21 protein-coding genes are annotated in these 26206 nt (G+C 67.6%); 12 read left to right on the top strand and 9 right to left on the bottom strand.

Annotated elements, in window-relative coordinates; genetic code table 11:
- Positions 1 to 56 precede the first annotated feature (56 nt).
- Together ATO3_RS09490 and ATO3_RS09485 are read left to right on the top strand one after the other, a co-directional pair.
- On the top strand, positions 57 to 953 hold the full coding sequence (locus ATO3_RS09490; protein WP_233152091.1) for a MurR/RpiR family transcriptional regulator: 897 nt from the start codon (positions 57 to 59) through the stop codon (positions 951 to 953).
- A 236-nt stretch (positions 954 to 1189) separates the two neighbouring features.
- Positions 1190 to 1807, top strand: a complete 618-nt coding sequence (locus ATO3_RS09485) for a hypothetical protein (protein WP_143747251.1) — start codon at positions 1190 to 1192, stop codon at positions 1805 to 1807.
- Positions 1808 to 1964: 157 nt separating this feature from the next.
- Here the strand turns inward: ATO3_RS09485 and rpe are convergent, their stop codons facing one another.
- Both rpe and katG read right to left on the bottom strand, forming a co-directional pair.
- Positions 1965 to 2657: a ribulose-phosphate 3-epimerase gene (gene rpe, locus ATO3_RS09480; protein ID WP_088649607.1), complete on the bottom strand. Its 693-nt coding sequence runs from the start codon at positions 2655 to 2657 to the stop codon at positions 1965 to 1967.
- 132 nt (positions 2658 to 2789) lie between these two features.
- Entirely contained in the window at positions 2790 to 4958 is a 2169-nt protein-coding gene (gene katG / locus ATO3_RS09475; RefSeq protein ID WP_088649606.1) for a catalase/peroxidase HPI, read from the bottom strand.
- Between the two features lie 201 nt (positions 4959 to 5159).
- On the opposite strand from katG, the gene ATO3_RS09470 reads away from it, so the two are divergent.
- The 5 genes from ATO3_RS09470 to ATO3_RS09450 all read left to right on the top strand — a co-directional run bounded on the left by ATO3_RS09470 (position 5160) and on the right by ATO3_RS09450 (position 10225).
- Positions 5160 to 6110 carry a hydrogen peroxide-inducible genes activator gene (locus ATO3_RS09470; RefSeq protein WP_088649605.1) on the top strand — a complete coding sequence of 317 codons (951 nt, stop codon included), beginning with the start codon at positions 5160 to 5162 and terminating at the stop codon, positions 6108 to 6110.
- 93 nt (positions 6111 to 6203) lie between these two features.
- Positions 6204 to 7046 carry a GNAT family N-acetyltransferase gene (locus ATO3_RS09465; RefSeq protein ID WP_088649604.1) on the top strand — a complete coding sequence of 281 codons (843 nt, stop codon included), beginning with the start codon at positions 6204 to 6206 and terminating at the stop codon, positions 7044 to 7046.
- Between the two features lie 353 nt (positions 7047 to 7399).
- The gene (locus ATO3_RS09460; protein ID WP_088649603.1) at positions 7400 to 8413 is read left to right on the top strand and encodes a TRAP transporter substrate-binding protein; all 1014 of its coding nucleotides are present in this window, start codon (positions 7400 to 7402) and stop codon (positions 8411 to 8413) included.
- The gene (locus ATO3_RS09455) at positions 8410 to 8940 is read left to right on the top strand and encodes a TRAP transporter small permease (RefSeq protein ID WP_233152090.1); all 531 of its coding nucleotides are present in this window, start codon (positions 8410 to 8412) and stop codon (positions 8938 to 8940) included. Before ATO3_RS09460 ends, ATO3_RS09455 begins: the two co-directional genes overlap by 4 nt.
- A 4-nt stretch (positions 8941 to 8944) precedes the next feature.
- Positions 8945 to 10225 (top strand): TRAP transporter large permease, encoded by a 1281-nt coding sequence (locus ATO3_RS09450; protein WP_088649601.1) that lies wholly within the window; start codon positions 8945 to 8947, stop codon positions 10223 to 10225.
- A 240-nt stretch (positions 10226 to 10465) separates the two neighbouring features.
- Here the strand turns inward: ATO3_RS09450 and ATO3_RS09445 are convergent, their stop codons facing one another.
- Both ATO3_RS09445 and ATO3_RS09440 read right to left on the bottom strand, forming a co-directional pair.
- Positions 10466 to 10660: a hypothetical protein gene (locus ATO3_RS09445; RefSeq protein ID WP_088649600.1), complete on the bottom strand. Its 195-nt coding sequence runs from the start codon at positions 10658 to 10660 to the stop codon at positions 10466 to 10468.
- A 53-nt stretch (positions 10661 to 10713) separates the two neighbouring features.
- On the bottom strand, positions 10714 to 11229 hold the full coding sequence (locus tag ATO3_RS09440) for a hypothetical protein (protein ID WP_088649599.1): 516 nt from the start codon (positions 11227 to 11229) through the stop codon (positions 10714 to 10716).
- Between the two features lie 241 nt (positions 11230 to 11470).
- On the opposite strand from ATO3_RS09440, the gene ATO3_RS09435 reads away from it, so the two are divergent.
- Positions 11471 to 13837 (top strand): Tex family protein, encoded by a 2367-nt coding sequence (locus tag ATO3_RS09435; RefSeq protein WP_088649598.1) that lies wholly within the window; start codon positions 11471 to 11473, stop codon positions 13835 to 13837.
- Between the two features lie 200 nt (positions 13838 to 14037).
- A complete protein-coding gene (locus ATO3_RS09430) occupies positions 14038 to 15270 on the top strand; it encodes a diaminopropionate ammonia-lyase (RefSeq protein ID WP_233152089.1) in 1233 nt (410 codons plus the stop codon).
- Positions 15271 to 15332: 62 nt separating this feature from the next.
- Here the strand turns inward: ATO3_RS09430 and tviB are convergent, their stop codons facing one another.
- Together tviB and ATO3_RS09420 are read right to left on the bottom strand one after the other, a co-directional pair.
- The gene (tviB, locus tag ATO3_RS09425; RefSeq protein WP_088649596.1) at positions 15333 to 16601 is read right to left on the bottom strand and encodes a Vi polysaccharide biosynthesis UDP-N-acetylglucosamine C-6 dehydrogenase TviB; all 1269 of its coding nucleotides are present in this window, start codon (positions 16599 to 16601) and stop codon (positions 15333 to 15335) included.
- 195 nt (positions 16602 to 16796) lie between these two features.
- Positions 16797 to 17597, bottom strand: coding sequence for a YdcF family protein (locus ATO3_RS09420; RefSeq protein ID WP_088649595.1), 801 nt, complete (start codon positions 17595 to 17597; stop codon positions 16797 to 16799).
- Between the two features lie 289 nt (positions 17598 to 17886).
- On the opposite strand from ATO3_RS09420, the gene glnT reads away from it, so the two are divergent.
- Entirely contained in the window at positions 17887 to 19224 is a 1338-nt protein-coding gene (glnT, locus tag ATO3_RS09415; protein WP_088649594.1) for a type III glutamate--ammonia ligase, read from the top strand.
- A 214-nt stretch (positions 19225 to 19438) separates the two neighbouring features.
- On the opposite strand, the gene ATO3_RS09410 is transcribed toward glnT, so the two are convergent.
- The 3 genes from ATO3_RS09410 to ATO3_RS09405 form a co-directional block, all read right to left on the bottom strand.
- On the bottom strand, positions 19439 to 21082 hold the full coding sequence (locus ATO3_RS09410; protein ID WP_088649593.1) for a hypothetical protein: 1644 nt from the start codon (positions 21080 to 21082) through the stop codon (positions 19439 to 19441).
- A gap of 186 nt (positions 21083 to 21268) precedes the next feature.
- Positions 21269 to 21436 (bottom strand): hypothetical protein, encoded by a 168-nt coding sequence (locus ATO3_RS28995; protein WP_198963233.1) that lies wholly within the window; start codon positions 21434 to 21436, stop codon positions 21269 to 21271.
- A gap of 15 nt (positions 21437 to 21451) precedes the next feature.
- Positions 21452 to 22804: an ammonium transporter gene (locus ATO3_RS09405; protein ID WP_088649592.1), complete on the bottom strand. Its 1353-nt coding sequence runs from the start codon at positions 22802 to 22804 to the stop codon at positions 21452 to 21454.
- Positions 22805 to 23163: 359 nt separating this feature from the next.
- On the opposite strand from ATO3_RS09405, the gene ATO3_RS09400 reads away from it, so the two are divergent.
- Together ATO3_RS09400 and ATO3_RS09395 are read left to right on the top strand one after the other, a co-directional pair.
- On the top strand, positions 23164 to 24633 hold the full coding sequence (locus ATO3_RS09400; protein WP_088649591.1) for a glutamine synthetase family protein: 1470 nt from the start codon (positions 23164 to 23166) through the stop codon (positions 24631 to 24633).
- The gene (locus ATO3_RS09395; protein WP_233152107.1) at positions 24633 to 25829 is read left to right on the top strand and encodes a cytochrome P450; all 1197 of its coding nucleotides are present in this window, start codon (positions 24633 to 24635) and stop codon (positions 25827 to 25829) included. Before ATO3_RS09400 ends, ATO3_RS09395 begins: the two co-directional genes overlap by 1 nt.
- Positions 25830 to 26206: the final 377 nt, after the last annotated feature.

The following is a 26206-nucleotide window of genomic DNA, read 5'->3' as shown; positions in this document are numbered from 1 at the left end:
GCCGTTCGGCGGCCCGTCCGCCGGATGACCCGCTCGCTACGAAGGAGGAAACGCCCTTGGACGATGCCGATGACATGCCGGGCTTTCTTGGCGACCTGATCAGCCGGCATTCCGGCCGGCTGACCGATGCCGATGGCCGGCTGCTGGACGTGATGCGCCGCGACCCGGTGCGCGCGGCGATGCAGAACGGCAAGGAGGTGTCGCACCGCGCCGGCGTCCACCCGGCCTCGGCCGTGCGTCTCGCCCGGCGGCTGGGGTTCAAGGGTTATCCCGAACTTCGCGCCTTCCTGCAGGCCAACCTTGTCGAGGGGCAGGGCGAATACGAGAACCCCACCGCCCGCATCGCCGCCCGGCTTGAGCGGGCAGAGCAGGGGGGGCTGGTCTCTTCGGTTCTGGACAGCGAAATCGCCGCGCTTCAGGCGTTGCGCGATCAGGTCGGCGACGGCGACATCCGGAGGTTCTCGGCCATCCTGAAGGACGCCGGGCGCATCCTTGTGATGGGCGCCAGCCACGGCGCGGTGCTGGCCAACCTGGTCAGCCTGCGCCTGCGGCGGTCGGGCTACGACGCGGTGGACCTGTCGCCCATGGGCCAGCAGAGGCTGGAATGGGTCCATGGCATGGGCGCGCGCGATGTGCTCTGGCTGATCAACTTCCGCAAGGCGAACCCCGACCTGCAATCCCTGCGCCAGCTTGGAGCCGAACGCGGCGCCACCTGCCTTGCGCTCACCGATCCGCGCGGCGCGCAATTCGATCCCCCGCCCGAGGCGCAGATCGTCGCCTCGCGCGGGGGGGCCGGGGAATCGCAATCGCTGGTGGTGCCGATGACCATCGCCAACAGCGTCATCCTCGATCTCGCCGCCATCGACGAGGGTCATACGATGCGCTCGCTCGCCCGGTACCGCGACCTGCGCGAGGCCGGGCGAAGCCAGGCGCCGGGCAAGGGGACCACCTGAGGCCGGGCAGGCGCTGGTCGCCGCGCTGACGCAGGGACACAAGGCACCACCGTGGCCGCAGTTCTGTCCTGAAACCGCCGTGGGCGGTCGAGACCGAAAAAGCACACCTGCCGGCGCGTGCTGAACGTCTTGTAGGCGGATGGGCGCCGATGGTGGTAGCCTGATCCTGTCCGAACGGCGCAACGACGCCGACTAGGCTTCGAGCAGTCAAGACCAACACACAAAAGGGACCGACAATGAAAGCAATGCACCTTGCCGTTGCCGCCAGCCTGGCGGCCGCGACGCAGTTCGGCGCGACACGCGCGTCGGCCGACCTGAGCTTCGCCAACCGTTTCGTCGACTCGATTTCCGACACCGTGGCGTCGATCAACCCGTTCGGCAGGTCCGACGAGGCCGAGAAATCCGGCCTGCCGGCCGTGGGCGAGAACTTCCGCCTCTACGAGACATCGGGCGACTGGTACATCTTCGTCAACGACACCACCGGGCTTTGCCTGGCCGAGAAGTTCGACGCCAACTTGAACGCCGTGCAGTTCGGCAAGACGCAGGACGCGGACGAAGCCTTCATCGCCGTCTACGCGCAACTGCCCGAGGAATACCGCCAGGGCAGCCAGCGCACCACGCTGGTTGTCGGCGACATGACCAAGACCGGCAAGCTGAGCAAGCGCCAGCGCGTCGGCCAGGCCTATACCGGTGCCTACCTGAAGGCGCCGAACTACGATTTCATCACCGGTGCACCTTACGCGACCAGCATCGTGAAGATGGGCCGGACCGAGATCGAAACCACCATCAGCCTCGACGGCAGCACCGAAGCGCTGCAGGCGACGCTGGATTGCAACGCGGCCCAGGGCGTCTGAGAGCCGACAAAAAGGCCGCTGCAACCGGGACTTACGGGACAGAGAAGTGGGGCCGGCCCGGTGGAGATCTCTCTGCCGGGCCGTTTCCGTTCCCGGCGTAAGCGCGATGTGAAAGACGCCCTTCAACCCATTGATATATGTTCGGGATTGGCGGCGTTCAGCCCGCCTGCGCCGCCTCGGCCGCCTTGCGGATCGCGGCGATATTGGTGCCGTAGGGTGCGGGATCACTGACCGAGCCGCCGCGGAACACGGCGGAGCCCGCCACCAGCACATCGGCCCCGGCCGCCGCAACCAGCGGGGCGGTGGTGGGATCGACGCCGCCGTCGATCTCGATATGGATCTCGCGGTCGCCGATCATCTCGCGCAGGGCGCGGACCTTGGCGGTCATGTCCAGGAACTTCTGCCCGCCGAAACCGGGGTTCACCGTCATCACGCAGACCAGGTCGGTAAGCTCCAGCAGGGGCGCGACCGCCTCGGCGGGTGTGCCGGGGTTCAGCGCGACGCCGGCCTTCATGCCAGCCGCGCGGATCGCCTGCAGCGTGCGGTGGATATGCGGCCCGGCCTCGACATGGGCGGTCAGGATATCGGCGCCGGCCTCGGCGAAGGCGTCGATATAGGGATCCACCGGCGCGATCATCAGGTGCACGTCCATCACCGTCTTCACATGGCGCCGGAAGGCCTTCACCGCCGGGGGGCCGAAGGTCAGGTTCGGCACGAAATGCCCGTCCATCACGTCGACATGGACCCAGTCGGCGCCCTGGTCCTCGATCGCGCGGATCTCGCGCCCAAAGTCTGCGAAATCGGCCGACAGGATGGACGGCGCGATCTTGATGGTACGGTCGAACGTCATTTGGGGCCTCCCCTGGGGCACTGGCGCATCACGCGCGGTCAGGCGCCTCATAAAGAGACGCCCCGGCCGGGGCAAGCCGGGCCGGGGCGTCAGGATGGTTTCAGGCGGCCCCGCAACGGGGGCCGTCAGGGATCACACGTCGAAGCGGTCCGCGTCCATGGCCTTGACCCAGCACTTGACGAAGTCGTTCACGAACTTCTCGGCGTTGTCGTCCTGGGCATAGACCTCGGCATAGGCGCGCAGGATCGAGTTCGAGCCGAACACCAGGTCCACGCGGGTCGCCGTCCACTTGACGTCGCCGCTGACGCGGTCGCGGATTTCATAGGTGCCACCCTCGACCGGGACCCAGCTGTAGGACATGTCGGTCAGGTTGGTGAAGAAATCCGGGACCAGAGCGCCGACATGGTCGGTGAATACGCCGTGCTTGGTGCCCGCGTAGTTGGTGCCCATCATCCGCATGCCGCCCATCAGGCAGGTCATCTCGCCGGCGGTCAGACCCATCAGCTGGGCCCGGTCCAGGAGCATTTCCTCGGGGCTGACGACGTATTCTTCCTTCAGCCAGTTCCGGAAGCCGTCCGCCAGCGGCTCGAGCACGTCGAAGCTTTCGGCATCCGTCATCTCGTCCGTGGCATCGCCACGGCCCGGGGTGAAGGGCACGGTCACGTCGTAGCCTGCCGCCTTCGCGGCCTGCTCGACACCGACATTGCCGGCCAGCACGATCACGTCGGCGATAGAGGCACCGGTCTCGGCCGCGATGGGTTCCAGCACCGACAGCACGCGCGCCAGGCGCTCGGGCTCGTTGCCTTCCCAGTCCTTCTGCGGCGCAAGGCGGATGCGGGCGCCGTTGGCCCCGCCGCGCATGTCCGACCCGCGATAGGTGCGGGCGCTGTCCCAGGCGGTGTTGACCATGTCGGTCAGCGACAGGCCGGCATCGGCGATCTTGGCCTTCACCGCGTCCACGTCATAGCCGGTCGGGCCTGCGGGGATCGGATCCTGCCAGATCAGGTCTTCGGCCGGAACATCGGGGCCGATGTAGCGCACCTTGGGGCCCATGTCGCGGTGGGTCAGCTTGAACCAGGCGCGGGCGAAGGTGTCCTTGAAATACTCCGGATCCGCGATGAACTTCTGGCAGATCTCGTTGTAGACCGGGTCGACCTTCATCGCCATGTCGGCGTCGGTCATCATCGGCATCGTCTTGATCGAGGGGTCCTCCACGTCGGGCGGCATGTCCTCTTCACGGATGTCGATCGGCTTCCACTGGTTGGCGCCGGCGGGCGACTTGGTCAGTTCCCACTCGTAGCCGAACAGCATGTCGAACCAGCCCATGTCGAACTTGGTCGGGTTCGCCGTCCAGGCGCCCTCGATGCCCGACACCACGGTGTCACGGCCCACGCCGCGGCCCTTGGTGTTGAACCAGCCCATGCCCTGCGCCTCGGGGCCGGCGGCCTCGGGTTCGGGGGAGAGGTTGGCCGCGTCACCGTTACCGTGGCTCTTGCCGATGGTGTGGCCCCCGGCGGTCAGCGCGGCGGTTTCCTCGTCGTCCATCGCCATCCGCGCAAAGGTCTCGCGGATCTGGGCGGCGGTCTTCATCGGGTCGGGGTTGCCGTTCACGCCCTCGGGGTTCACGTAGATCAGGCCCATCTGCACGGCCGCCAGCGGATTGGCCATGGTCGAGGGGTCCGACACGTCGTCATAGCGGTTGTCGGACGGCGCCAGCCATTCCTTCTCCGCGCCCCAGTAGGTGTCCTTCTCGGGGTGCCAGATGTCCTCGCGGCCAAAGGCGAACCCAAAGGTCTTCAGCCCCGCGACCTCGTAGGCGATGGTGCCCGACAGGATCATCAGGTCGGCCCACGAGATCTTGTTCCCGTACTTCTTCTTGATCGGCCACAGCAGGCGGCGGCCCTTGTCGGTGTTGACGTTGTCCGGCCAGGAGTTCAGCGGCGCGAAGCGCTGGTTGCCGGTGCCGCCACCGCCACGGCCGTCGGACAGCCGGTAGGAGCCCGCCGCGTGCCATGCGACCCGTGCGAACATGCCCACGTAAGAGCCCCAGTCCGCCGGCCACCATTCCTGGCTGTCGGTCATCAGCTTGCGCAGGTCATCCTTCAGCGCCTCGACATCGAGCTTTTCCAGCTCTTTGCGATAGTTGTAATCGGTGCCCAGCGGCTTGGTCTTGATGTCGTGCTGGTGCAGGATGTCGAAGTTGAGCGCATTGGGCCACCAATCGGTGACGGTCTCGCCCATCTGGGTCATCCCGCCGTGCATGACGGGGCATTTGCCTGCGGGGATATCGTTGCCGTCCATGTTGTCCTCCTTTGCTGACAGGACCGCTATGGCGGTCTCATGGTCGTTGGCTGGTGTCGTTGGCTGGTCCGGCGGCAAAAGGGGCCACAGGCCCCGGATCGCGGCACCGGGTGGAAGCTCGATCGTCTATGTAGAATTCTTCTAACATCGATTTTCATAATGTGAAGTTGTAAAATTTAATCGATCTGATAAGAATTTCTAATGAACAATCTGACCATGAAACACCTCCGGTATTTCGAGGCCCTGTCCCGCCACGGTCACTTCGGGCTGGCGGCAGAGGCCTGTTCGATCTCGCAACCGGCGCTGTCGGTGCAGATGAAGGAGCTTGAGGCGCTGCTGGGCGCGCCGCTGATCGACCGCACCGCGCGGCGCATCCGCCTGACCGGGCTGGGCGAGGTCCTGGCCGAACGCGCGAGAGAGATACTCAGGCAGGTCGACGAGCTCGAGGACCTGGCGCGTACCGCCCATGGCGCGCTGTCGGGGCGGTTGCGGCTGGGGGTGATTCCCACCGTCGCGCCCTACCTGCTGCCACGCCTGATCGGCGCCTTCGCGCGCGAATTTCCCGATCTTGACCCGCGCCCGCGCGAGGCGGTGACCGGGCGGCTGATCGACGATCTGCTGAAGGGCCAGCTGGATGCGGCCATCGTGGCGCTGCCGGTGTCGGAACCGGCGCTGCACGAATACCGCCTCTTTGACGAGGAATTCGTGCTGGTCCGTCCGCTGGCCGATGCCAGCCTGCCGGTGCCCGCGCCCGAGTCCTTGCGCGAGATGCGGCTGCTGCTGCTGGAAGAGGGCCATTGCTTTCGCGACCAGGCCCTGTCCTTCTGCCAACTCACGCCGTCGGTCACGCGTGAACTGATGGAGGGCTCGTCGCTGTCGACGCTGGTGCAGATGGTGGGGGCGGGGATCGGGATCACGCTGATCCCCGAGATGGCCGTCCCGATCGAGACGCGCTCGGCCGCCGTCTCGGTCGCGCGGCTGGGCCCGCCGCCGCCGTCGCGGACCATCGGCATGGTCTGGCGCAAGGCCTCGCCGCTGGCCGATCACCTGGGCCGGGTGGCCGAGGTGGTGCGCGCGGCGGGCGAGGAGCGGGCCGCGCTGCCGGGTGCCACGGGGTCGCAGGATGGAACCGGGCCGGCGGTTGCGACGTAGGCCTGCTGACGCCCCCGTCCGGGGCGCGCCAGGCCCATGGAACAGCGCCCCCGCCGTCAGGGCCGGGGCGGAGAACGGGAAGGAAAGACAGACATGTCCGATCAGGTGACAATCGCGAGGATGACCACCGGGGAACTGGCGCAGGTGATGGACTGGGCCGCCGCCGAAGGGTGGAACCCCGGCCTTGACGATGCCGCGGCCTTTCACGCCGCCGATCCGCAGGGGTTCTTCCTGGCGCGCAAGGGCGGCACACCGGCGGCGGCGATCTCGGTTGTGAACCACGACGACGACCACGCCTTTCTCGGGCTCTACATCTGTCATCCGGAGTTCCGGGGGCAGGGGATCGGCTACCGCACCTGGACCCATGCGCTCGAGACCGCCGGGACCCGCACCGTCGGTCTTGACGGTGTGCCCGAGCAGGAGGCGAATTACCGCGCCTCCGGCTTTCAGCGCACCGGGGCCAGCCTGCGGCACGAAGGGCGCTGGCCCGGGCAGACCTCGTCCGGGATCCGTGCCGCCAGCCCCGGCGATATCGAGGCGCTGACCGCGCTTGATGCCACGGCCGTCGGCCATGCCCGGCGCCGGTTCCTCGCCGCCTGGGTCGGCCAGGACAGCGACCGCCGCGCGACCCGAGTCCTGGAGCGGGACGGAGAGATCGCCGGCTTCGCCACCTGGCGCGCCTGCGCCATCGGCACCAAGATCGGCCCGGTCATCGCGCCCGACACCGCCTCGGCGCTGGCGCTGATCGCCGATATCGCCAACGAACGCCCCGACGGCCCGCTGATCGTCGATGTGCCCGAGGCCAACACCGCGCTACGGTCCGAGCTGGAGGGCGCGGGCTTTCAGATCCCCTTTGCCACCGCCCGCATGTACCGGGGCACGCCGCCGGAGGCGGGCGCATCGCTGCAATCCATCGCCACGATGGAACTCGGCTGACACCGGCGATCCTGGCGCAGGGTTCCGGAGACGGGCCGGCAACGGCCCGGCGACGGGGACGCGCGGCGCACACCCTGTCCCGACCCGGTCCGCAGGCGCGCCCGTGCCGAAGCTTTGCACAGCGCAGGCCTCCCGACCGTCTCTATTCCACGGGCGACATCCGGCGCCTCTTGCCATCGGCAGGGGCTTGACGGCGATATCGTCGGCGGCGATCACAAGCCGACCCATGCCGGTGGCCCCGGCGGATCGAGAGCCGGCCCGGCGCAGCGCGTGATCTGCCCGACCCCGTGGCCGACACGACGCGCCGAAAACAAAAGACTGACAACAAAAGACCGAGAACAGGGAACAGACCGATGAAACATCTCCTTTCCGCCACCGCCCTGACGCTGGCCCTGGCCGGCGCCGCCGCCGCCCAGACCACGCTGACCGTCGCCAACTGGCTGCCGCCCTCGCACCCGCTGGTGTCGGAGCTGATCGTGCCCATGACCGAGCAGATCGAAGAAGCCACCGGCGGCACGGTCGTGGCCAATATCCTGCCCGCGCCGCTTGGGCCGCCGCCCGCGCATTTCGATTTCGCCGTCAACGGCGTGGCCGACATCACCTTCGGCGTGCAGGGCTACAACGCCGGCCGCTTCAAGACCACGAACATCGCCGAGCTGCCCTTCCTGGGCGACAGCGCCGAGGCGATCTCGGTCGCCTACTGGCGCATCTTCGAGGCGATGCTGAAAGACGCCGGCGAATATGACGACGTGAAGGTGCTGGCCGTCTTCACCCATGGCCCGGGCGAGATCTTTCTCAAGGAAGGCGACGTGGCCTCGGCCGACGTGATGCAGGGCCAGAAGATCCGCGTGGGCGGCGGCATCGTGCACGAGGTGGCCTCCGCCCTTGGCGCCGTGCCGGTGGAAGGCCCGTCGTCCAAGGCCTACGAGCTGCTGAGCCAGGGCGTCGCCGACGGCATCCTGTTCCCCTACGAATCCGTCAGCTTCTTCAAGCTGATCCCGCAGCTGAGCGACGCGATCTCCGTGCCCGGCGGGCTTTACAACACCTCGTTCTACATCGTGATGAACAAGGGCAAGTGGGAGAGCCTGACGCCTGAGCAGCAGGAACAGATCGACAGCGTCACCGGCGAGGCGCTGGCGCGCATGGCCGGGCAGATGTGGGACAATGCCGATGCCGCCGGCCTCGCCGCGATGGAAGGCGAGATCGAGGTGGTGACCGCCACTGACGCGCAGATGGAGGCCTGGAAAGCCGCGCTGCAGCCCGTCGTCGATGCCAAGATCGCCGAGGCCGCCGAGACCGGCGTCGATGCCCAGGCGGCCTATGACATGCTCAAGGCCGAGATCGCGAAGGAAACGGGCGGCGAATGAGGCCCGGGCCTTCGATGAACGAAACAGGCGCGCCGGCAGAGACCCCTCTGTCGGCGCGCCGCTTCGACCTGCGCACTCTGCTGGCGCTGATGGCAGGCGTGCTGATGGTCACGCTGATGGGCATGACGGTGGTCGACGTGATCGGCCGCTATGTCTTCAACGCCCCGCTGAGGGGCGCGGCCGAACTGACCGAGCTTCTGCTGGCCTCGGTGATCTTCCTCGGGCTTCCAGCGGTGGCGCTGGCGGATGAGCACGTGACCGTGGACCTTGTGACCGACCGGCTGCCGGACTGGATCCAGCCCTGGCGGCAGGGTCTGATCGGGATCTTCTCGGGCGCGATCCTGGCGGTGGTGGCCTGGCGGATCTGGATCTATGCCGCGCAGATCGGCGGCTATGGAGGTGCGACGACCACGCTACGCCTGCCGCTGGCGCCGCTGGGCTATTTCTGCGCCGCCTGCACCGCCTTTGGCGCGGCGCTGTCGCTGGGTGTCCCGCTGTGGGACCTCTATCGCCGCAGGAAGGGCTGATACTATGGAACATTGGCCCGTGGGGCTCGCCATCGTTGGCGTGCTGCTGCTTCTCGGCGTGCCGATTTCGATGGCGCTGGCCGGCGTCGGGCTGGCCGGCGTGGCGGCGATCATCGGCTGGACGCCGGCGCTGTCGCTGCTGGGCTCGACCTTCTTCGATACGGGCCGCGATTATTCGCTGTCGGTGCTGCCGCTATTCCTGATGATGGGCAATTTCGTGGTGCAATCGGGTATCGCGAGCGAGCTTTACAACTCCGCCTATGCCTGGCTGCGGCATCGCAAGGGTGGGCTGGCGACGGCGACGGTGATCGCCTGCGGCGCGTTCTCGTCGGTCTGTGGCTCGTCCATGGCGACGGCGGCGACGATGACCCGGATCGCGCTGCCCTCGATGCGGAAATTCGGCTACCCGGATCAGCTGTCGACCGCCGCGATCGCCGCCGGGGGCACGCTGGGCATCCTCATCCCGCCCTCGGTGATCCTGGTGTTCTACGGGATCATGACCCAGCAGGACATCGGCAAGCTGTTCCTGGCCGGGCTGATCCCCGGGGTGATCGGGATCATCGGCTATTCCATCGCCGTCCGCATTTCGATCGCGTGGCAGGGGATCGACCTGCCGGTGGAGCCGAAGCTGCCGCTTTTGGACCGGATCCGGGCGCTGAAGGGGACGGCGGGGGCGCTGATCCTCTTTGCCTTCGTGATGGGGGGGATCTACCTCGGGGTCTTCACGCCCACGGAAAGCGCGGGCATGGGCGCGGGGGGCGCGCTGCTGCTGGTGGTGCTATCGGGGCGGTTCAGCTTTGGCGGGCTGGTAGCGGTTCTTTATGATACGATGAAGACCACGGCGATGATGTTCTTCATCCTCTTCGGGGCGCTGACCTTTACCAATTACGTCAACATGTCCGGGATGACGCGGGATATCCAGGCCTTCCTGGCGCTGTTCGGGGACACGCCGATGGTGACGATCCTGGTGATCCTGGTGATCTATCTGCTCCTGGGCTGCGTGCTGGAAAGCCTGTCGATGATCATGCTGACCGTGCCGGTCTTCTACCCGATCGTGGCGGCGCAGGGGATCGACCTGATCTGGTTCGGGATCTTCGTCGTCATGGTGACCGAGATTTCCTACATCACGCCGCCCGTCGGGATGAATGCCTTCGTTCTGAGATCGGTCGTGCCGGATGTGCGGCTGGGGACGATCTTTCGCGGGCTGGGGCCCTTCGTGATGATGGACGTGGTCCGCGTGGCCCTTCTGACGGCGGTGCCGGGGCTGGTGCTGCTGCTGACCTGACAGGGGTGTCCCACGCGTGGGACACTTTTCAGGGTCAGGAATTTCAATGGGTTACAGGTTCGTGTTAACCTGTTGTTAGGAAACGCGCCACAAGCGGAACAGGCGGAAGAAGGGCGTTTCGCGCAGGTTCTATATGCGCGCGCACAGTTGTCCGGCCCGCCTGCACTTGCAGTCTGCAGCTCATGCCGTCACATAGGCGCGGTGACTTGGCCGTGCCGCTCTGTGGGTCGGTCGAGACCTCTACCCGTGCGCCTTGGGCGAGACCACGTTATGCAAACGATGGAACGGGGCCGAGCGCACCGAGGCCGAGGTATCGAGGCTTGATACCTTCTGGCGGGTCGCGATCAGGGCGCGCAGGGACCCGGCGATCACGCAGGCGCTGAGGCCTGCCATGGTGATCGACAAGATGGCTTCGATGGTCATCGTCTCGGTCATCCGTTTCTCCTCTGGTCTCTCCAATATAAGCGCTGGAGCCTGAAAATCCAGTTTCATTCGCCCTGCGGCCGAAAGCCCCTGAGCGTGTCGATCAGCCGCTCGGTCTGTTCGACGGCGCGGCGGGCCTTGCGGGCGCGCCGGCGCACGACCTCGCGGCTGCCGGTGGCGCCGCTGCCGGCCAGGAGGCTGGCGCAGATGGCAAGCGCGGCCCAGGCGCCGCCGACGACGTCCGTCACCACAAAGCCGAGGCTGGCCAGGATCGCGCCGGCGCTGGTGCGCTGCAGCCACTTACCATAGATTTCATCCGTGTCTTCAGCGGCTTCCAGCGCGTCCTTCAACCGGTCGAGCCGGGTTGACAGCAATTCGAGAACGACATGCTGCAGATGCCGGTCCTGCGATGTGGACATCAGGGAGATCAGCCGCGTGCGTTCGGTCGCATCCTCGCAGACCTCGTCCACCAGCCGGTCGCGCATGGCGCTGCCCAGCGTGCCGGGCCGGTCGATATCCAGCGCATAGGCCAGCAGCGCGGCGGCCTTGCCGTGGGGGAAATCGCTGTCCGATGCCGGCATTGTTCTGGGTCCTGGCAAAGTGGAGGGGCGCGACCATCGCCGGCGCACCGGAGCCTGCGGATACACCACGGGCGGCGGCTTGTCGATCTTGGGGGGTGTCCGCGGCTGCCCGGCGGAGGGCCGCGGAATGTGGCGCGGGACCCGATTGCCATCTTGGCGCGGCCCCGGCGGGAGGCTATCACGAGAGCCCCGGTCCGGCGTTGCGGGACCGGCCAGAGACATGTGCCGTGAGGAGCCCCCATTGGACCAGACCGCCCGCATCGCCCGCACCATCGCCTCGGAAATCGGAGCGAGCGCCACCCAGGTCCAGGCCGCCGCCGAGCTGCTGGACGGCGGCGCCACCGTGCCTTTCGTCGCGCGCTACCGGAAAGAGGCGACCGGGGGGCTGGACGACACGCAGCTGCGGACGCTGGCCGACCGGCTGGGCTATCTGCGCGAGATGGAGGCGCGGCGCGCGACCATCGTCGAAAGCATCAAGGGGCAGGGCAAGCTGACCGATGATCTTGCCCGCGCGATTGCCGGGGCCGAGACCAAGGCGGCGCTGGAAGACATCTATCTGCCCTACAAGCCCAAGCGGCGCACCAAGGCGATGATCGCGCGGGAAAACGGGCTGGAGCCGCTGTTGCGCGCCATCGAGGCGGATCGGCGGGCGGATCCTCAGAAGCTGGCCGAGGCCTATCTGGGCGAGGCCGTGCCGGGGGTGAAGGAGGCTCTGAGCGGCGCGCGCGACATCCTGGCCGAGGAGCTCTGCGAGAATGCCGACCTGCTGGGCCGACTGCGCGAGTTCATGCGGACCGAGGCGGTGATCACCGCCCGGGTGGTGGCGGGCAAGGAGGAGGCCGGGGCGAAGTTTTCCGATTACTTCGACCATGCCGAGAAGTGGAAGGACATCGCCTCGCACCGGGCGCTGGCGATCCTGCGGGCGGCGAAGGACGAGGTGCTGGTCGTCGATATCGCGCCGGACCCCGAGGGCGGGGCCGAGAAGGCGCAGGCGATGGTGGCCGCGCAGGTCGGTGTCGCGGGCGACGGGCCGGGCGATGCCTGGCTGCGGGACGCGGCGGGCTGGACCTGGCGGATCAAGCTGGCGACCTCGATGTATATCGACCTGTTGGGCGAGCTACGCGCGCGGGCGCATGAGGAGGCGATCCATGTCTTCGCGCGGAACCTGAAGGATCTGCTGCTGGCGGCTCCGGCGGGGTCAAGGGCGACACTGGGGCTGGATCCGGGGATCCGGACCGGGGTGAAGGCGGCCGTGGTGGATGCGACGGGCAAGGTGCTGGAAACCGCGACGCTGTACCCGTTCCAGCCGAAGCGGGATGTGCGCGGATCCGAAGAGGCGATCCTGCGGATGGTGAAGGCCCATGGCGTGGAGCTGGTCGCGATCGGCAACGGCACGGCGAGCCGCGAGACCGAGCGGCTGGTGGCCGATACGCTGAAACTGCTGCCGGAGGGGGTCGCGAAGCCCACGAAGGTGGTCGTGTCGGAGGCCGGCGCCTCGGTCTATTCAGCCTCGGAGCTCGCGGCGAAGGAATTTCCGGACCTGGACGTGAGCCTGCGCGGCGCGGTGTCGATCGCGCGGCGGCTGCAGGATCCGCTGGCCGAGCTGGTGAAGATCGAACCGCAAAGCATCGGCGTGGGCCAGTACCAGCATGACGTGGACCAGCGGCGGCTGGCCAAGGCGCTGGAAGGCGTGGTCGAGGATGCGGTGAACGCGGTGGGCGTGGATCTGAACATGGCCTCGGCGCCCTTGCTGGCGCATGTCGCCGGGCTGTCGCAGAACCTGGCGGCGTCGGTGGTGGCCTATCGCGACGAACACGGGGCATTCGCCACGCGCAAGGCGCTGCTGAAGGTCGCGGGGCTCGGGCCGAAGGCGTTCGAGCAATGCGCGGGCTTCCTGCGGATCCGGGACGGCGAGGAGCCGCTGGATGCCTCGGCCGTGCACCCGGAGGCCTATGGCGTGGCGCGGCGCATCGTGCAGGCCTGCGGGCGGGATCTGCGCGGGATCATGGGCGATCCGGCGGCGCTGCGGGGCGTGAAGGCGGAGCAGTTCGTGGACGACAGCTTTGGCCTGCCCACGGTGCGCGACATCCTGTCGGAGCTGGAGAAGCCGGGGCGCGACCCGCGGCCCTCGTTCAAGACGGCGAGCTTTGCCGATGGCGTCGAGGAGATCAGCGACCTGAAGCCGGGGATGATGCTGGAAGGCACGGTGACCAACGTGGCGGCCTTCGGGGCCTTCGTGGATATCGGGGTGCACCAGGACGGGCTGGTGCATATCAGCCAGCTGGCGGACCGGTTCGTGAAGGACCCGCACGAGGTGGTGAAGGCCGGCGACGTGGTGAAGGTGCGCGTGACCGAGATCGACGCGCCCCGCAAGCGGATCGGCCTGTCGATGCGCAGCCAGGGCGGCGAGGAGCGCGGCGGTGGCCGGGGAGATCGCGCGGAGCGCGGCGGGCCCCGGTCCGATGCAGGGCCGCGCAAGGGTCCGAAAGGCGGCCCGCGGGGGCCCAAGGGCGGCGCACGCGGCGGCGCGGCCGGGCCGAAGGGCGGCGGCTCTGACCAGGGGGCCCTGGGGGCTGCGCTGTCGGAGGCGCTGAAGGGGCGCAGGTAGGACGGGCGATCCGTGCGGGCGGGCAGGCGGGCTGTGCTCGCCGGCCCTGGCGGGCCGTCTCGCGCGGGGTGACGCCTTGTGCGGGACGGCGGGTTTGCGGGGCGCGCAGGCGCGGTGCGGCGTGGGGCGCGGTGCAGGGGCCTTGACCTTTGGGGCGTTCCGGGCGTCCATGGTGGGCAAGTCCCGAAGGAGCCCGCCTCATGTCCCCCGTTCTCATGCAATCCGATGCGTCGGACGTGCCGTTCCTGCGCAACAGGCAGGCCAACCGCAGCGCGGCCTGGACCGAGGCCCAGGATGCGATCCTGAACGACCAGGGGCTTCTGGCGGCGCGCGACACGATCAGCGGCTGGCCCGGCTACCGGCCGACACGGCTGCATGACCTGACGGGGCTGGCCGACGAGCTGGGCATCAGCGCGCTGCATTACAAGGACGAGAGCACGCGGTTCGGGCTGGGCAGTTTCAAGGCGCTTGGCGGGGCTTATGCGGTGGCCCGGCTGCTGCAGGCGCAGCTGGCAAAGACGCTGGGCCGCCGGGTGGACATGGACGAGGTGACCTCGGGCGCGCATCCGGAGCGGGTGGCGAAGATCACCGTCTGCTGCGCGACCGATGGCAACCACGGGCGGTCGGTGGCCTGGGGCGCGCAGACCTTCGGCTGTGCCTGCGTGATCTTCATCCATGCGACCGTGTCGGAACATCGCAAGCGCGCGATCGAGGCCTATGGCGCCGAGGTGCGGCGCTGCGAGGGCAATTACGACGACAGCGTGCGACTGGCGCAGGAGACGGCGGCGGCGGAGGGCTGGTTCGTGGTCTCGGACACCTCCTATCCGGGCTACATGGAGGTGCCCAAGGACGTCATGCAGGGCTATGAGCTGATGGCGGACGAGGCGTTTGCGGCCCTGCCTGAGATCCCGACCCATGTCTTCCTGCAGACCGGCGTCGGCGGCATGGCGGCGGCCGTGGTGGCCAGCGCGGTGCGGCGCTGGGGCGAGAAGCGGCCGATCATCGTGCTGTGCGATCCCGATCACGCCGCCTGCTGGTACGAAAGCTTCAAGGCCGGCGCGCCGGTTGCCGTGGAGGGCGATCTGGACACGGTGATGGCCGGGCTGGCCTGCGGCGAGGTTTCGGCGCTGGCCTGGGAGATCTTGAAGGACCATGCCGACGCGGTGATGGCGGTGCCGGACGAGATGGCGGTGGCCGCCATGTGCCGTCTGGCGCGACCGACGGCGGGGGATCCGCCGGTGGTGGCCGGGGAATCGGCGACCGCGGGGCTGGCCGGGCTGCAGGCGGCGCTGTCGAACCCGGAAGTGCGGGCGGATCTGGGCCTGAGCGGCGGCGCGCGGGTGCTGCTGTTCGGGACCGAGGGCGACACGGATCCGGAACTGTACCGCGAGATCGTGGGCGCCAGCGCCGGGGACGTGCTGAACCGGGGCTGAGAGAGCTGCTCTTCGGGCCCTTGCAGGCCCGCCTCGCGACGGCTGACGTCAGCGTCCGAGTCTCAGAGCCGCAGGTCGGAGAGCTCGGCCGGGAAGGCGGATTTGAGATCCACCAGCACCGATGCCTCGCGCCCCAGCGCGCGGAGCCGGTCGGCGCCCATCTCGCGAAAGCAATCATGCGCCACGGCGAGGATCACGCCGTCATAGGTGCCGTCCTCGGGCTGGTCCACCAGGTCGAGCCCGTATTCCCGGCGGGCGATGTCGGGATCGACCCAGGGGTCGTGCACCTCGACCGTGACGCCGTAATCCTGAAGCTCGGCGATCACGTCGACGACCCGGGTGTTGCGCAGGTCGGGGCAGTTTTCCTTGAAGCTGAGACCCAGCACCAGGACCCTGGCGCCCAGCAGGCGCACCTGCCGGCGCAGCATCGCCTTCACTGTCTTCTGCGCCACGAAGGCGCCCATCCCGTCGTTGATGCGGCGGCCTGCGAGGATGACCTCGGGCCGGTATCCCAGCGCCTCGGCCTTGTGGGTCAGGTAATAGGGATCGACGCCGATGCAGTGGCCGCCCACCAGCCCGGGGCGGAAGGGCAGGAAATTCCACTTGGTCCCGGCGGTCTCAAGCACCGCCTGGGTGTCGAGGCCCATGCGGTCGAAGATGATGGCGAGCTCGTTGACCAGCGCGATGTTGAGGTCGCGCTGGGTGTTCTCGATCACCTTGGCGGCCTCGGCCACGCGGATCGACGGGGCGCGGTAGGTGCCGGCGGTGATGATCGAGGCATAGAGCGCGTTCACCGTCTCGGCCGTCTCGGGGGTGGAGCCGGAGGTGACCTTTAGGATCGAGGGCAGCCGGTGGGCCTTGTCGCCGGGGTTGATCCGCTCGGGGCTGTAGCCGCAGAAGAAGTCGCGGTTGAACGTGAGGCCGGAGGCGGATTCCAGCACCGGCACGCAGTCTTCCTCGGTCGCGCCGGGATAGACGGTGGATTCGTAGATCACGATGTCGCCGGGCTTCAGCCGGGCCCCGACGGTTTCCGAGGCACGCAGCAGCGGGCCGAGGTCGGGGCGCTTGTGGGCGTCGACCGGGGTCGGGACGGTGACGATGAAGATCGTGGCGGCGGAGAGATCGGCGGGATCGGCGGTGAAGGTTAGGTGGGTGGCGGCGGCGAGGTCTTCGGCCGGGACCTCGCGCGTGGCGTCGCGGCCCGCGCGCAGGGCGGCGATGCGGTCCGGGTCGATGTCGAAGCCGATGACGGGGCGGCTGCGGCCGAATTCCACGGCCAGCGGCAGGCCGACATAGCCCAGGCCGATGATGGCGATGGGAGCGTGGGTCATGCGAGGCCCTCGCGGGACCGGAGGGGAGGTTTCATGGGGCGCGCGCCTGCTGTGATGCCTGTGCGGGATCGGTAGCGGGCCGGGCGGACGGGCGCAAGCATCGGGCGCAGGCATCGGGCATTAGGACCGCTCCGGGCGCGCGGTGCTCGCCGGGCCTTGGACGGCCCGTCTCGCGGCCCATCTGCCGGGACGGGCTTAGCGCCCGGTGAAGCCGTAGGCGAAGAGGCCGACCCATTCCTTGACCGCGACGGTGAGGTCCGACAGATGTCCGGCGAGGTTCCAGCGGGTGCGGTCGCCGAAGGTGGTGGTCTGGTAATCCACGGGGAAGGGGATCATCGCGGGCCAGCCTGCGCGGTCGAAGCTGCGCATGGCGCGCGGCATGTGGAAGGCGCTGGTCACCAGGACCCAGGTCTCGTCCGCTTCGGGCTGTGCCAGGTCCAGCCCGAAGGCCGCGTTCTCGGCGGTGTTGCGCGACCGGCCTTCCAGCAGGACGCGATCCCCGGGCACGCCCAGGGCGTCGAAGGCGCGCGCGGCGGCGCTGGCCTCGGAGGGGTTGTCCTGCACCAGGCCGCGCAGCAGGCCGTTGCCGCCGGTGAAGATCAGCCGTGCCTCGGGGAAGCGGCGGGCAAGGGCGGCCCCGGCGATGAAGCGTTCGGCGCCGTCATGCAGCTGCACCTGGTCCCAGTGGGCGGTGCCGAAGGCATCCTCGGCCCCGCCCAGCACCACGATGCCGTCGATGTCGTTCAGGACCGGGTTGGTCGGGTAGCGGTTTTCCAGCGGGCGAAGCAGGACGTCGCCCACCGGCAGGAAGCCGATGACCAGGCAATAGACCAGCAGCACAAGGGTGAAACGCGTGGCGCCCCGTCGGCGGTCGCGCAGGAGCGCGATCAGGCCCGCGGCGGCGAGCAGCACGATCCAGGTGTCGGCGCGCAGCAGGGCGCCGATCAGTTTGGAGGCGATGAAGAAGAGCGTGTCCATGGTGGTCGGTCCGTGCATTGTTATCTGTCGGCGCGGTTCGGTCCGGGAGTGTGTCAGGCGCGACCTGGGTGCAAGCGAAAACCGGGCGGTGGGCCGGTGTCACCCGGTGTCGCGGGGCGCAGGGCCCGGCAAGGTCGCGCCGGTGAGGGGGTTGGCCGGCGATCCCTTGCTGATCCGCGGTGCCGCGGCTTTGGGCGGATGGCGCCCGGACCTGCCGGAAAGGCGGGGCCGGCGGGGCACGGGCGTTGTCGGTGCGCGGCGGGATTGCTGAGATGGCGCGACGCAACCGAACGGACACTGGACCATAATGACCGATATGACGATCGAGGCGCTGAAGGCGCAGGGCGTGCGCTATTGCATCGCCAGCTATGTGGACATGCACGGGGTTTCGAAATCCAAGATGGTGCCGATCGCCCATGGCGCGGACATGATGGGCGGCTCGGAGATGTTCACCGGCGCGGCCCTGGATGGTGTGCCGCAGGAGGTGCATGACGAGGAGGTCGCCACCCATCCCGATCCCGACAGCTGCATCGTGCTGCCCTGGCAGAGGGACGTGGCCTGGTTTGCCTCGGACCTGTGGTGCGGGGGCGAGAAGTTCGCCGCCTGCAGCCGCAACATCCTGGGCCGGCAGACGGCGGCGGCGGCGAAGATGGGCTATCGGATGAACCTTGGCCTGGAGGCGGAGTTCTTCGTGTTTCAGGACACCGAGGGGGGCGGGTTCGCCCCGCTGTCGGACCTGCCGCATCTGGACAAGCCGGCCTATGACACGGTGCGGCTGCTCGACAACCTGCCCTGGCTGAGCGAGCTGGTGGAGGCGATGAACAGCCTGGGCTGGGATGTCTATTCCTTCGACCACGAGGACGGGATCGGGCAGTTCGAACTGGATTTCGCCTATTCGGATGCGATGACCTCGGCCGATCGGTTCACCTTCCTGCGGTTCATGGCCAACGCGATCGCGCGGCGGCACGGGGCCTTCGCCAGCTTCATGCCCAAGCCGATGGGCGAGCGGACCGGGTCGGGGGCGCATTTCAACATGTCGCTGGCCGATGGCTCGGGCGCGAACCTGTTCCGGGATCCCGAGGATCCGAGGGGCTGCAAGCTGTCGGAGCTGGGGTACCAGTTCACGGCCGGGATCCTGCGGCACCTGCCGGCGATCATGGCGGTCGTGGCGCCCTCGGTGAACAGCTACAAGCGGCTGGTGAAGCAGGGGTCGATGTCGGGCTTCACCTGGGCGCCGATCTATGCCTGCTACGGCAACAACAACCGGACCAACGCGCTGCGGGTGCCGCTGGCGGGCGGACGGGTGGAGCTGCGGGCGGCGGATTCGGCAGTGAACCCCTACCTGGGCGCGGCGATGGTGCTGGCGGCCGGGCTGGAGGGGATCCGCGAGAGGCTGGATCCGGGGGAGCCGAATACGGACAACATGTACCTTCTGGACGAGGCGGAGCTGGAGCGGCGGGGGATCACGACGCTGCCGCGGACGCTGGAGGAGGCGGTGAGTGCCTTCGAGGCGGATCCGCTGGCGAAGGAGGTCTTCGGGGAGGAGATGTTTGCAAGCTGGGTCAGCTTCAAGCGGCAGGAATGGATGTCCTACCTCGATCATGTCTCGGACTGGGAGGTGAAGCGGTATCTGAAGCAGTTCTGAGGAAGTGCCGCCGCCGTCCGGTGTCCCACGCGTGGGACACCCGGTGGGGTGTTTGTTTTCAAGAGGTTGCGGGCGCGAATTTACCGTTTCGTTATCTTTGCGACGGGCGGACTGCGGGGTGGCGGTGGGTTGGCAACCCACCCTACGGCGGGCTCGGCCGGTGGTGGCGGGGGGTGTAGGGTGGGTTTTCAACCCACCGCCACCGGCTTCGGTCTCAGGCGGCGCGGGCCTTGCTTCGGCAGTAGCACGAGGCGTGGATCGGCACCGTGGCGCGCGCCGCCGCGCGGTCGAGAAGGAGCTTGACGTGGCGGGCCTCGGTCAGCTCGCCGCGATGGATCAGGCATTCGTGCAGACCGTGCAGCGACCAGACGTTGTTGGGGTGCTGGCAGGCGCGGGCCAGCGTGTCGTCGAGCCCGAGATCGGCGCGGTAGACGGCTTCGGCCTCTTCAAGCTGGCGCGCCTCCATCAAGAGCGCGCCGAGTGCATGGCGCGTGGGCTGCATCCAGCCCCAGGGTTCGTCGTAGACCAGCGCGTCGTCCAGCGCGACCGAGCGGCGCAGGTGCTCCAGGCCCTCTTCGACGCGGCCCGACTTGAACGCCAGCTCGCCGTCCATCATCGCCTCGCCGATCAGAAGCACATCCTCGGCGGTGTTGTTGAAGACCATGCGGCTTTCGGGCACGGCCTCGCGGGCGGCGACGGCCTCGGCGCGCGTGGCTTCGGCCTCGGCCGTGCGGCCGAGGTTGGCCAGCGCGATGACCTTGGCCTGCTGCATGGCCGCCGTCGTGTAGCTGTAAAGCTCGGCATTGGCGGGCAGGGGCTCGTCGACGATCTCCTGCCACATGCCGAAACGGACCATGACGTGGATCTTCTTGCCCCAGAAGCTTTCGAACAGGTCGGGAAAGTAGGAGATCACGGCGTCGGGCAGCATCTCGATCAGCCTGTCCGAGGCAGCGAGCGCCACCTCCGGCTGGCCGAGGAACATGGCACCATAGGCTTCGAAATGGACGTTGTGGATGCGGTAGACGGTATAGAAATTCTCGCCGCCGTTCTCGGCCTCGTACTTGCGGTCGACCTGGGCGGCGCGGTGGTTGCGCCAGATGACGTTCTGGTAATCGCCGCAGAGCACGTCGATATGGGTGGCCATGTGCACCAGATGCCCGCTGTCGGGGACCAGATCGACGAGCCGGTCGCCGTGGCGCAGGGCGGCCTCGGGGGTGGGCGACATCTCCATCAGGTGGATGTACATGTGCAGCAGGCCGGGATGGTCCCAGGCGCCGGGGAGGCTGTCGAAGGCGGTCTCCAGCGCGGCCTGGGCCTCGAGCGTGGAGGCGCCTTCGGCGGGCTTGCCCTCGGCCAGGTCCCACAAGAGCCAGGGCGTGCGGTTCATCAGCGCCTCGGCGAAGAGGCAGACCACGTCTAGATCGTCCCGGTGCGCGGCGTAGACCTTGCGCATCGCGTCCGAGAAGGCATCGTTCCAGGGGCCGTAATCCTCGATCGTGGGATCCTCGGGGAAGCGGTCGGCGATGGCCTCGATCAGCGCGGCCTCGACCGGCATGAGGCTGTCCTTCAGCGCCACGGCGGCGGCGATGGCGTCATGGGCGCGTTTCAGCGTGGCGACGCGTTCGTCGGGTTCGAAGAATTCCCAGGGCTTGTTGTAATTGGGCCCGATCGCATAGGCGATGCCCCAATGGGCGAGGCCGCAGCCCGGGTCGGCGGCGACGGCCTCTTCGAAGGCGGCGGCGGCGGCTTCGTGGTTGTAGCCGAACAGCCAGACGAGGCCGCGGTCGAAGGCGGATTTCGCGGTGGCGTTGGCGCAGGTGATGGCGCGGCTGTAGGTGCCGAGATCGTAATGCGTCATGGCGGGGTCTCCGGGCGGACGGGATCAGCGATGCGGTCAGGTTAACACAGATCACGGGCGCGTTATGTGACGCAGATCACGCCGGCCGGCGGCGGGGCGCGGGTCTGGCGTCGTGGCGCGTCTATGCCCATCAAAAGGGCGGCCCCCCGAAGGGGACCGCCCGGTGTCACGCGAGAGAGGATCGCGTTACTTGTGGTTGGAGTAGGCGTGCTTTTCGTGCACGGCGGCGACCACGATGGTGCCGACGGTCACCGCCAGCGCGCCGAGCAGGAGCAGCATCACGACGGCCGGCTTGTCGGCGAAGGTGAAGATCGCCTCGGCGCCGTCCCAGCTTTGAAGAGGTGCGGTATTCATGGAATAAGTCCTTTCTTACTCGGCCGGGGTGGCCACGGGATCGGTGGTGTTGACCGGACCGGGGATGAAGTTCTCCGGGTAGGCTTCGACCGGGACCTTGACGATATCGAGGCCTTTTTCCTGGATGTGATCCGGCACGCGCAGCAGGCCGAAGACCTTCAGGATGTAGGAGGCCACGTAACCCGGGATGAAGCCCAGCAGGCCCATCACGATGGCGCCGCCGACCTGGCCGAAGAAGTTCACCGGGGGCGCGCCCTCGATCACGTTGGGGTAGCCGGAGGCGAAGATCCCGCAGGCGACGACGCCGATCAGGCCGCCGATGCCATGCACCGGGAAGGCGCCGACGGCATCGTCGATGCCCATCTTTTCAAGCTTGACGGCCACCATCGGCACGACGAAGCCCCCGAAGGCGCCCAGCAGGAAGGCGAGCGGCGGGTAATAGACATCGAGGCCGGAGGCGGCGCAGAAGATGCCGATCAGCGCGCCGGACATCATCCAGAAGGGATCGCGGGTCTTGACCCAGGCGCCGATGATGCCGCCGGCCATGCCCATGAGCGTGTTGAACGCGAAGGCGGACAGGGTCGTGGGCTGGCCGTAGATGTTGATCCACTGTTCGCCCGGCATGTAGATGATGCAGCCGCCGAGGAAGCCGAAGAAGCCCACGATGATCAGCATCAGGCCGGTGATGGTGAAGGGCACGTTATGCGCCTTGATGGCGTTGGCGGACCCGTCGGGGTTGAACTTGCCCACGCGCGGCCCGAGGTTCAGCAGCACGCCAAGCGCGAAGAAGCCGGCGACCATGTGCACGACGCCCGCGGCGCCCACGTCATGATAGCCCCATTTCACCGTCAACCAGCCGGACGGGTGCCAGCCCCAGGCGCCGCCCAGGATCCAGACGACCGAACCCAGAAGGATCGCGAGGATCAGGAAGCCCGCGGTCTGGATGCGTTCGATGACGGCCCCCGAGAAGATCGAGGCGGTCGTCGCGGCAAAGAGCGTGAAGGCCGCCCAGAAGATGCCGGTGGCGTTGTCGGCCAGGTTCGGACCCATCGACAGGTCCCACGGCAGGCCCGCGGCGCCGTCGGCGGCCGGGATGAAGCCGTTGTAGAAGGCCAGGTAGATGTACCAGCCGAAGAAGTAGAAGGTCGGCACCATGAAGGCAAAGGCCAGGATGTTCTTGATGCCCGAGGCGAGCACGTTCTTCACCCGGCTGGCGCCCATCTCGTAGGCGAGAAAGCCGGCGTGGATCGCGATCATCAGCGCGGTACACCACCAGTAGAAGATTTCGGAGTTGATCGTGCCGCTCATGGCCTGGGCGGCCTCGAGCGCGGCGATCTTCTCCGTCAGCTCGGCGATTTGCTGTTCCATTGTCTCTATCCCTGTCGTTTCCACGGGCGTTACCACGAGCGCGGCCACCCCTTGCGCCAGAGTGAATAATGTTTCCCGACAGACAAAATGGCGACTCGGGGGCAGGGGCCCGAAACCGGGGCTGTGCCTGTTACGGTGACCGACTGATCCGAAAGCGCCCATTCCTTGGGCAGGGCGTGAACGCCGAATGCCGCATTGCGTAACAATTCCACTGTCACGAAGAAAATTTTCCCCTCGGTAATATCAATCATTGGACAGGGCGTGATTCGTCCGCTCTGTCTGAGGGCAGATCCGGGCGCGCTCTCAGGGCTGCGCCGAACGGACAGGGATCAGGACAACAGGGAAAGGAAGAGCCGCGGATGGATATCGAAGACTTTGTGGAAGAGCCCGGCCGCGACGAGCTGGTCAAACAGGTCCGCGCCAAGATCGACGCGCTTGGGATCGAATACCTGTACCTGCAGTTCGTCTCGGTCACCGGCAAGATCATGGGCAAGGGCATCCCGTCGGATCACTGGGAAAGCGTGGCCAAGAAGGGGTTCCAGCTGGTCTATGGCTCGACCATGAACCTCTTTACCAACCGCGCGGGCGATTACATGGGCTACGGTCCGGAGGCGGCGGAACTGGTCGGCATCCCCGAGCCCGAAACCTTCATGCAGCTGCCCTGGGCGCCCGAGATCGGGCGGATGTACTGCACGCTCTTCCGCAACCGTGAGGAAAAGGTTGATCCCGGCGCCTACCTGACCGCCGATTGCCGCGGCAACCTGCGCCGGATGCACAAGGCCTTTACCGAAAAGCACGGTCTGCAGCTGCGCATGGGCACCGAGCCCGAGATGATGTGGCTGAAGTTCGACGAGAACGGCAAGCCGGGGCCGGGCTATTCCAAGCCCTATTGCTATCACATCGACCAGTTCGAAAGCCTGCGCCCGGTGTCGATGCAGGTGATCCGCTATGCAAGGAAGATGGGCCTCGACATGATCCAGGGCGATCACGAAGACGCGCCCGGCCAGCTGGAACTGAACTGGACCTTCGACGATGTGCTGCGCAACGCCGACCGGCTGACCACCTACCGGCAGCTCTGCGCTCAGGTCGCGCGCGAAAACGGGATCTTCGCCTGTTTCATGACAAAGCCCTTCATGGGTGTCTCGGCCTCGGGCTGCCATCACAACATGTCGCTGTGGACCGCGGGCGAGGACGTGTTCAAAAAGACCGGCAACGACCCCGACAACCTGCCGGGAATGGAAGAGAATTACATGTATGTCTCGGGCGGGGATAACACCTTTATGCCCGATACGGACGACCCGCAGATGCCGGGCAAGACGGGGCTCAAGGCGATCGGCGGGGTGGTGCAGCACCTGCAGGCCCTGACGGCGATCGGCGCCTCGACGGTGAATTCCTACCGCCGGCTGTGGGATACGGGCTTCTGGGCGCCGGTCTTCTCCGACTGGGGGTTCCAGAACCGCACCACGGGCCTGCGCGTCTCGGCCCCGGGGCGGTTCGAATACCGCAGCGTGGATTCCATGGTGAACCCCTATCTCATGGGCTCGGCCCTGCTGGCGGCGATGGATGACGGGCTGGACAACGACCTGGATCCGGGCCAGCCGGAAGAGCGCAACATCTACGACGCGATGGCGCAGGGCAAGAAGGTCAAGAAGCTGCCGATGTCCCTGGGCGAGGCGCTGATCCACCTGGAAAACGACGAGGTCGTGCAGCGCGGCCTTCCGGGAGAGATGTTCCGGCTTTACCATGAGTACAAATCCGACGAATGGGCGCGCTTCATGTCCACCGTCACCGATTGGGACAAGGACACCTACATGGAGTGCCTGCCGTGATGATGTCGCTTGACGACGCGCCTTACCTCGATGTCGCCAACCCGGCCTTTTCGCTCCGGTCCGACCCGGTGCGGAAGGCGCGCGAGGAAAGCTGGTTCGCCCGCACGCCCTACGGGCTGGCGGTGCTGCGCCACAAGGAGATGGGCGAGCTCTTGACCCACAAGTCCCTGATCCAGGGCTCGCAGAACTGGCCGGAGCTGAACGGCGTGACCTCGGGCGTGTTCCACGACTGGTGGAACCGTTCGATCCTGGTGACCGAGGGCGAGGACCACTGGCGGCTGCGGCGGCTGGTGAACCCGGCGTTTTCGCCCAAGGTCGTCAAGGCGCTGATGCCGGAGTTCGAGCGCGTCGCCAACGACCTCGCCGACGGGTTCATCGCGCGCGGTGCCTGCGATTTCATGGCCGAGTTCGCCGATCCTTACGCGGCGCGGGTGCTCTGCCTGCTGCTGGGCCTGCCCGAAGACAAGGCGCCGTTCATCCTGCGCACTTCGGCGACGATGGGGTTGGCGCTGGGGGTCAACTTTCCGTCCGAGGCCGCCAATGTCGAGGCGGCGACGATCGAGCTGGGCGATTACATCACCGAAGTTCTGGCCCAGCGTCAGGACGCGCCCGGCGACGACATCCTGTCGATCATGGTGCAGGCCACCGAGGACGGCGACCGGCTGAGCCCGGAGGAGCTGCACAACCTCGCGATGATGCTGGCCTTCGCCGGGGTGGACACGACACGCAACCAGCTGGGGCTGGGGATCTCGATGTTCATGGATCACCCGGACCAGTGGGAGGCGCTGGCGGCGGATCCCTCGCTGGACATGGCGGCGGCGAGTGAGGTCATGCGCATGCGCCCGACGATCACATGGGTCACGCGCGAGGCGATCGAGACCTTCACCTACCGCGATGTGACGATCCCGAAGGGCACGGTGATCCATCTTTATTCCGAAAGCGCGGGCACGGATCCGGCGGTGATGGGCGAGGCCCCCTTCGACATCACCGCGAAACGCGCGCGCAACTACGGCTTCGGCGGCGGCATCCACCATTGCCTGGGCAACCTGGTGGCGCGCAATGACATGGCGGTGGCCTATCGCGTGCTGTCGGCCCGCATGGGGGCGCCGCGCGCGGATGGCAAGGCCACCTGGCTGGCCGACAGCGGCAACACCGGCCCGATCTCTCTGCCCATCGCCTTCGAGGCGCGCGGCTGAGGCACCCTGTTCTGAAGCGGCGGTCCTTGCCGGGCCGTCGGACAGGAGTATTTGTATCCAAGGTGAAGCAGGGGCGTGGCGCCATGCCTCTCCACCAGCGCCAATTCCGGGGGCGGGGCGACGGCCGTCTCAACCGCGGCTCCCTTGCCATACGCCTTCTCCAGCCCCGGGCCTATGCGCGCCCCTGTCTTCTTCTTGGTCCAAATACTCCAACACGCCCGTCCCACCCGCGCATGATCCGTTTGGCGTGCCCGTGTTCTCCACCGCGGCTCCCCAACGTGGCGACAGGCGCCGCCCTGAGCGTCAGGCGTTACCCCCAGTCTTCACCTTTGCAAAAATACTCCATCCCGCCCTCTCGACCGGCGCCACCGCCCGAG

The organism is Marinibacterium profundimaris (assembly GCF_002210095.1).
Lineage (GTDB): Bacteria > Pseudomonadota > Alphaproteobacteria > Rhodobacterales > Rhodobacteraceae > Marinibacterium > Marinibacterium profundimaris.
Note: the sequence above shows the minus strand (reverse complement) of the source record. Positions and strands in the feature narration are given on the sequence as shown.

Bases quoted from the DNA above. Each gene is read 5' to 3' on its own strand.
- ATO3_RS09485 (WP_143747251.1), top strand. From the start codon at position 1,190: ATGAAAGCAATGCACCTTGCCGTTGCCGCCAGCCTGGCGGCCGCGACG.
- rpe (WP_088649607.1), bottom strand. From the start codon at position 2,657: ATGACGTTCGACCGTACCATCAAGATCGCGCCGTCCATCCTGTCGGCC.
- katG (WP_088649606.1), bottom strand. From the start codon at position 4,958: ATGGACGGCAACGATATCCCCGCAGGCAAATGCCCCGTCATGCACGGC.
- ATO3_RS09470 (WP_088649605.1), top strand. From the start codon at position 5,160: ATGAACAATCTGACCATGAAACACCTCCGGTATTTCGAGGCCCTGTCC.
- ATO3_RS09465 (WP_088649604.1), top strand. From the start codon at position 6,204: ATGTCCGATCAGGTGACAATCGCGAGGATGACCACCGGGGAACTGGCG.
- ATO3_RS09460 (WP_088649603.1), top strand. From the start codon at position 7,400: ATGAAACATCTCCTTTCCGCCACCGCCCTGACGCTGGCCCTGGCCGGC.
- ATO3_RS09455 (WP_233152090.1), top strand. From the start codon at position 8,410: ATGAGGCCCGGGCCTTCGATGAACGAAACAGGCGCGCCGGCAGAGACC.
- ATO3_RS09450 (WP_088649601.1), top strand. From the start codon at position 8,945: ATGGAACATTGGCCCGTGGGGCTCGCCATCGTTGGCGTGCTGCTGCTT.
- ATO3_RS09445 (WP_088649600.1), bottom strand. From the start codon at position 10,660: ATGACCGAGACGATGACCATCGAAGCCATCTTGTCGATCACCATGGCA.
- ATO3_RS09440 (WP_088649599.1), bottom strand. From the start codon at position 11,229: ATGCCGGCATCGGACAGCGATTTCCCCCACGGCAAGGCCGCCGCGCTG.
- ATO3_RS09430 (WP_233152089.1), top strand. From the start codon at position 14,038: ATGTCCCCCGTTCTCATGCAATCCGATGCGTCGGACGTGCCGTTCCTG.
- tviB (WP_088649596.1), bottom strand. From the start codon at position 16,601: ATGACCCACGCTCCCATCGCCATCATCGGCCTGGGCTATGTCGGCCTG.
- ATO3_RS09420 (WP_088649595.1), bottom strand. From the start codon at position 17,597: ATGCACGGACCGACCACCATGGACACGCTCTTCTTCATCGCCTCCAAA.
- glnT (WP_088649594.1), top strand. From the start codon at position 17,887: ATGACCGATATGACGATCGAGGCGCTGAAGGCGCAGGGCGTGCGCTAT.
- ATO3_RS09410 (WP_088649593.1), bottom strand. From the start codon at position 21,082: ATGACGCATTACGATCTCGGCACCTACAGCCGCGCCATCACCTGCGCC.
- ATO3_RS28995 (WP_198963233.1), bottom strand. From the start codon at position 21,436: ATGAATACCGCACCTCTTCAAAGCTGGGACGGCGCCGAGGCGATCTTC.
- ATO3_RS09405 (WP_088649592.1), bottom strand. From the start codon at position 22,804: ATGGAACAGCAAATCGCCGAGCTGACGGAGAAGATCGCCGCGCTCGAG.
- ATO3_RS09400 (WP_088649591.1), top strand. From the start codon at position 23,164: ATGGATATCGAAGACTTTGTGGAAGAGCCCGGCCGCGACGAGCTGGTC.
- ATO3_RS09395 (WP_233152107.1), top strand. From the start codon at position 24,633: ATGATGTCGCTTGACGACGCGCCTTACCTCGATGTCGCCAACCCGGCC.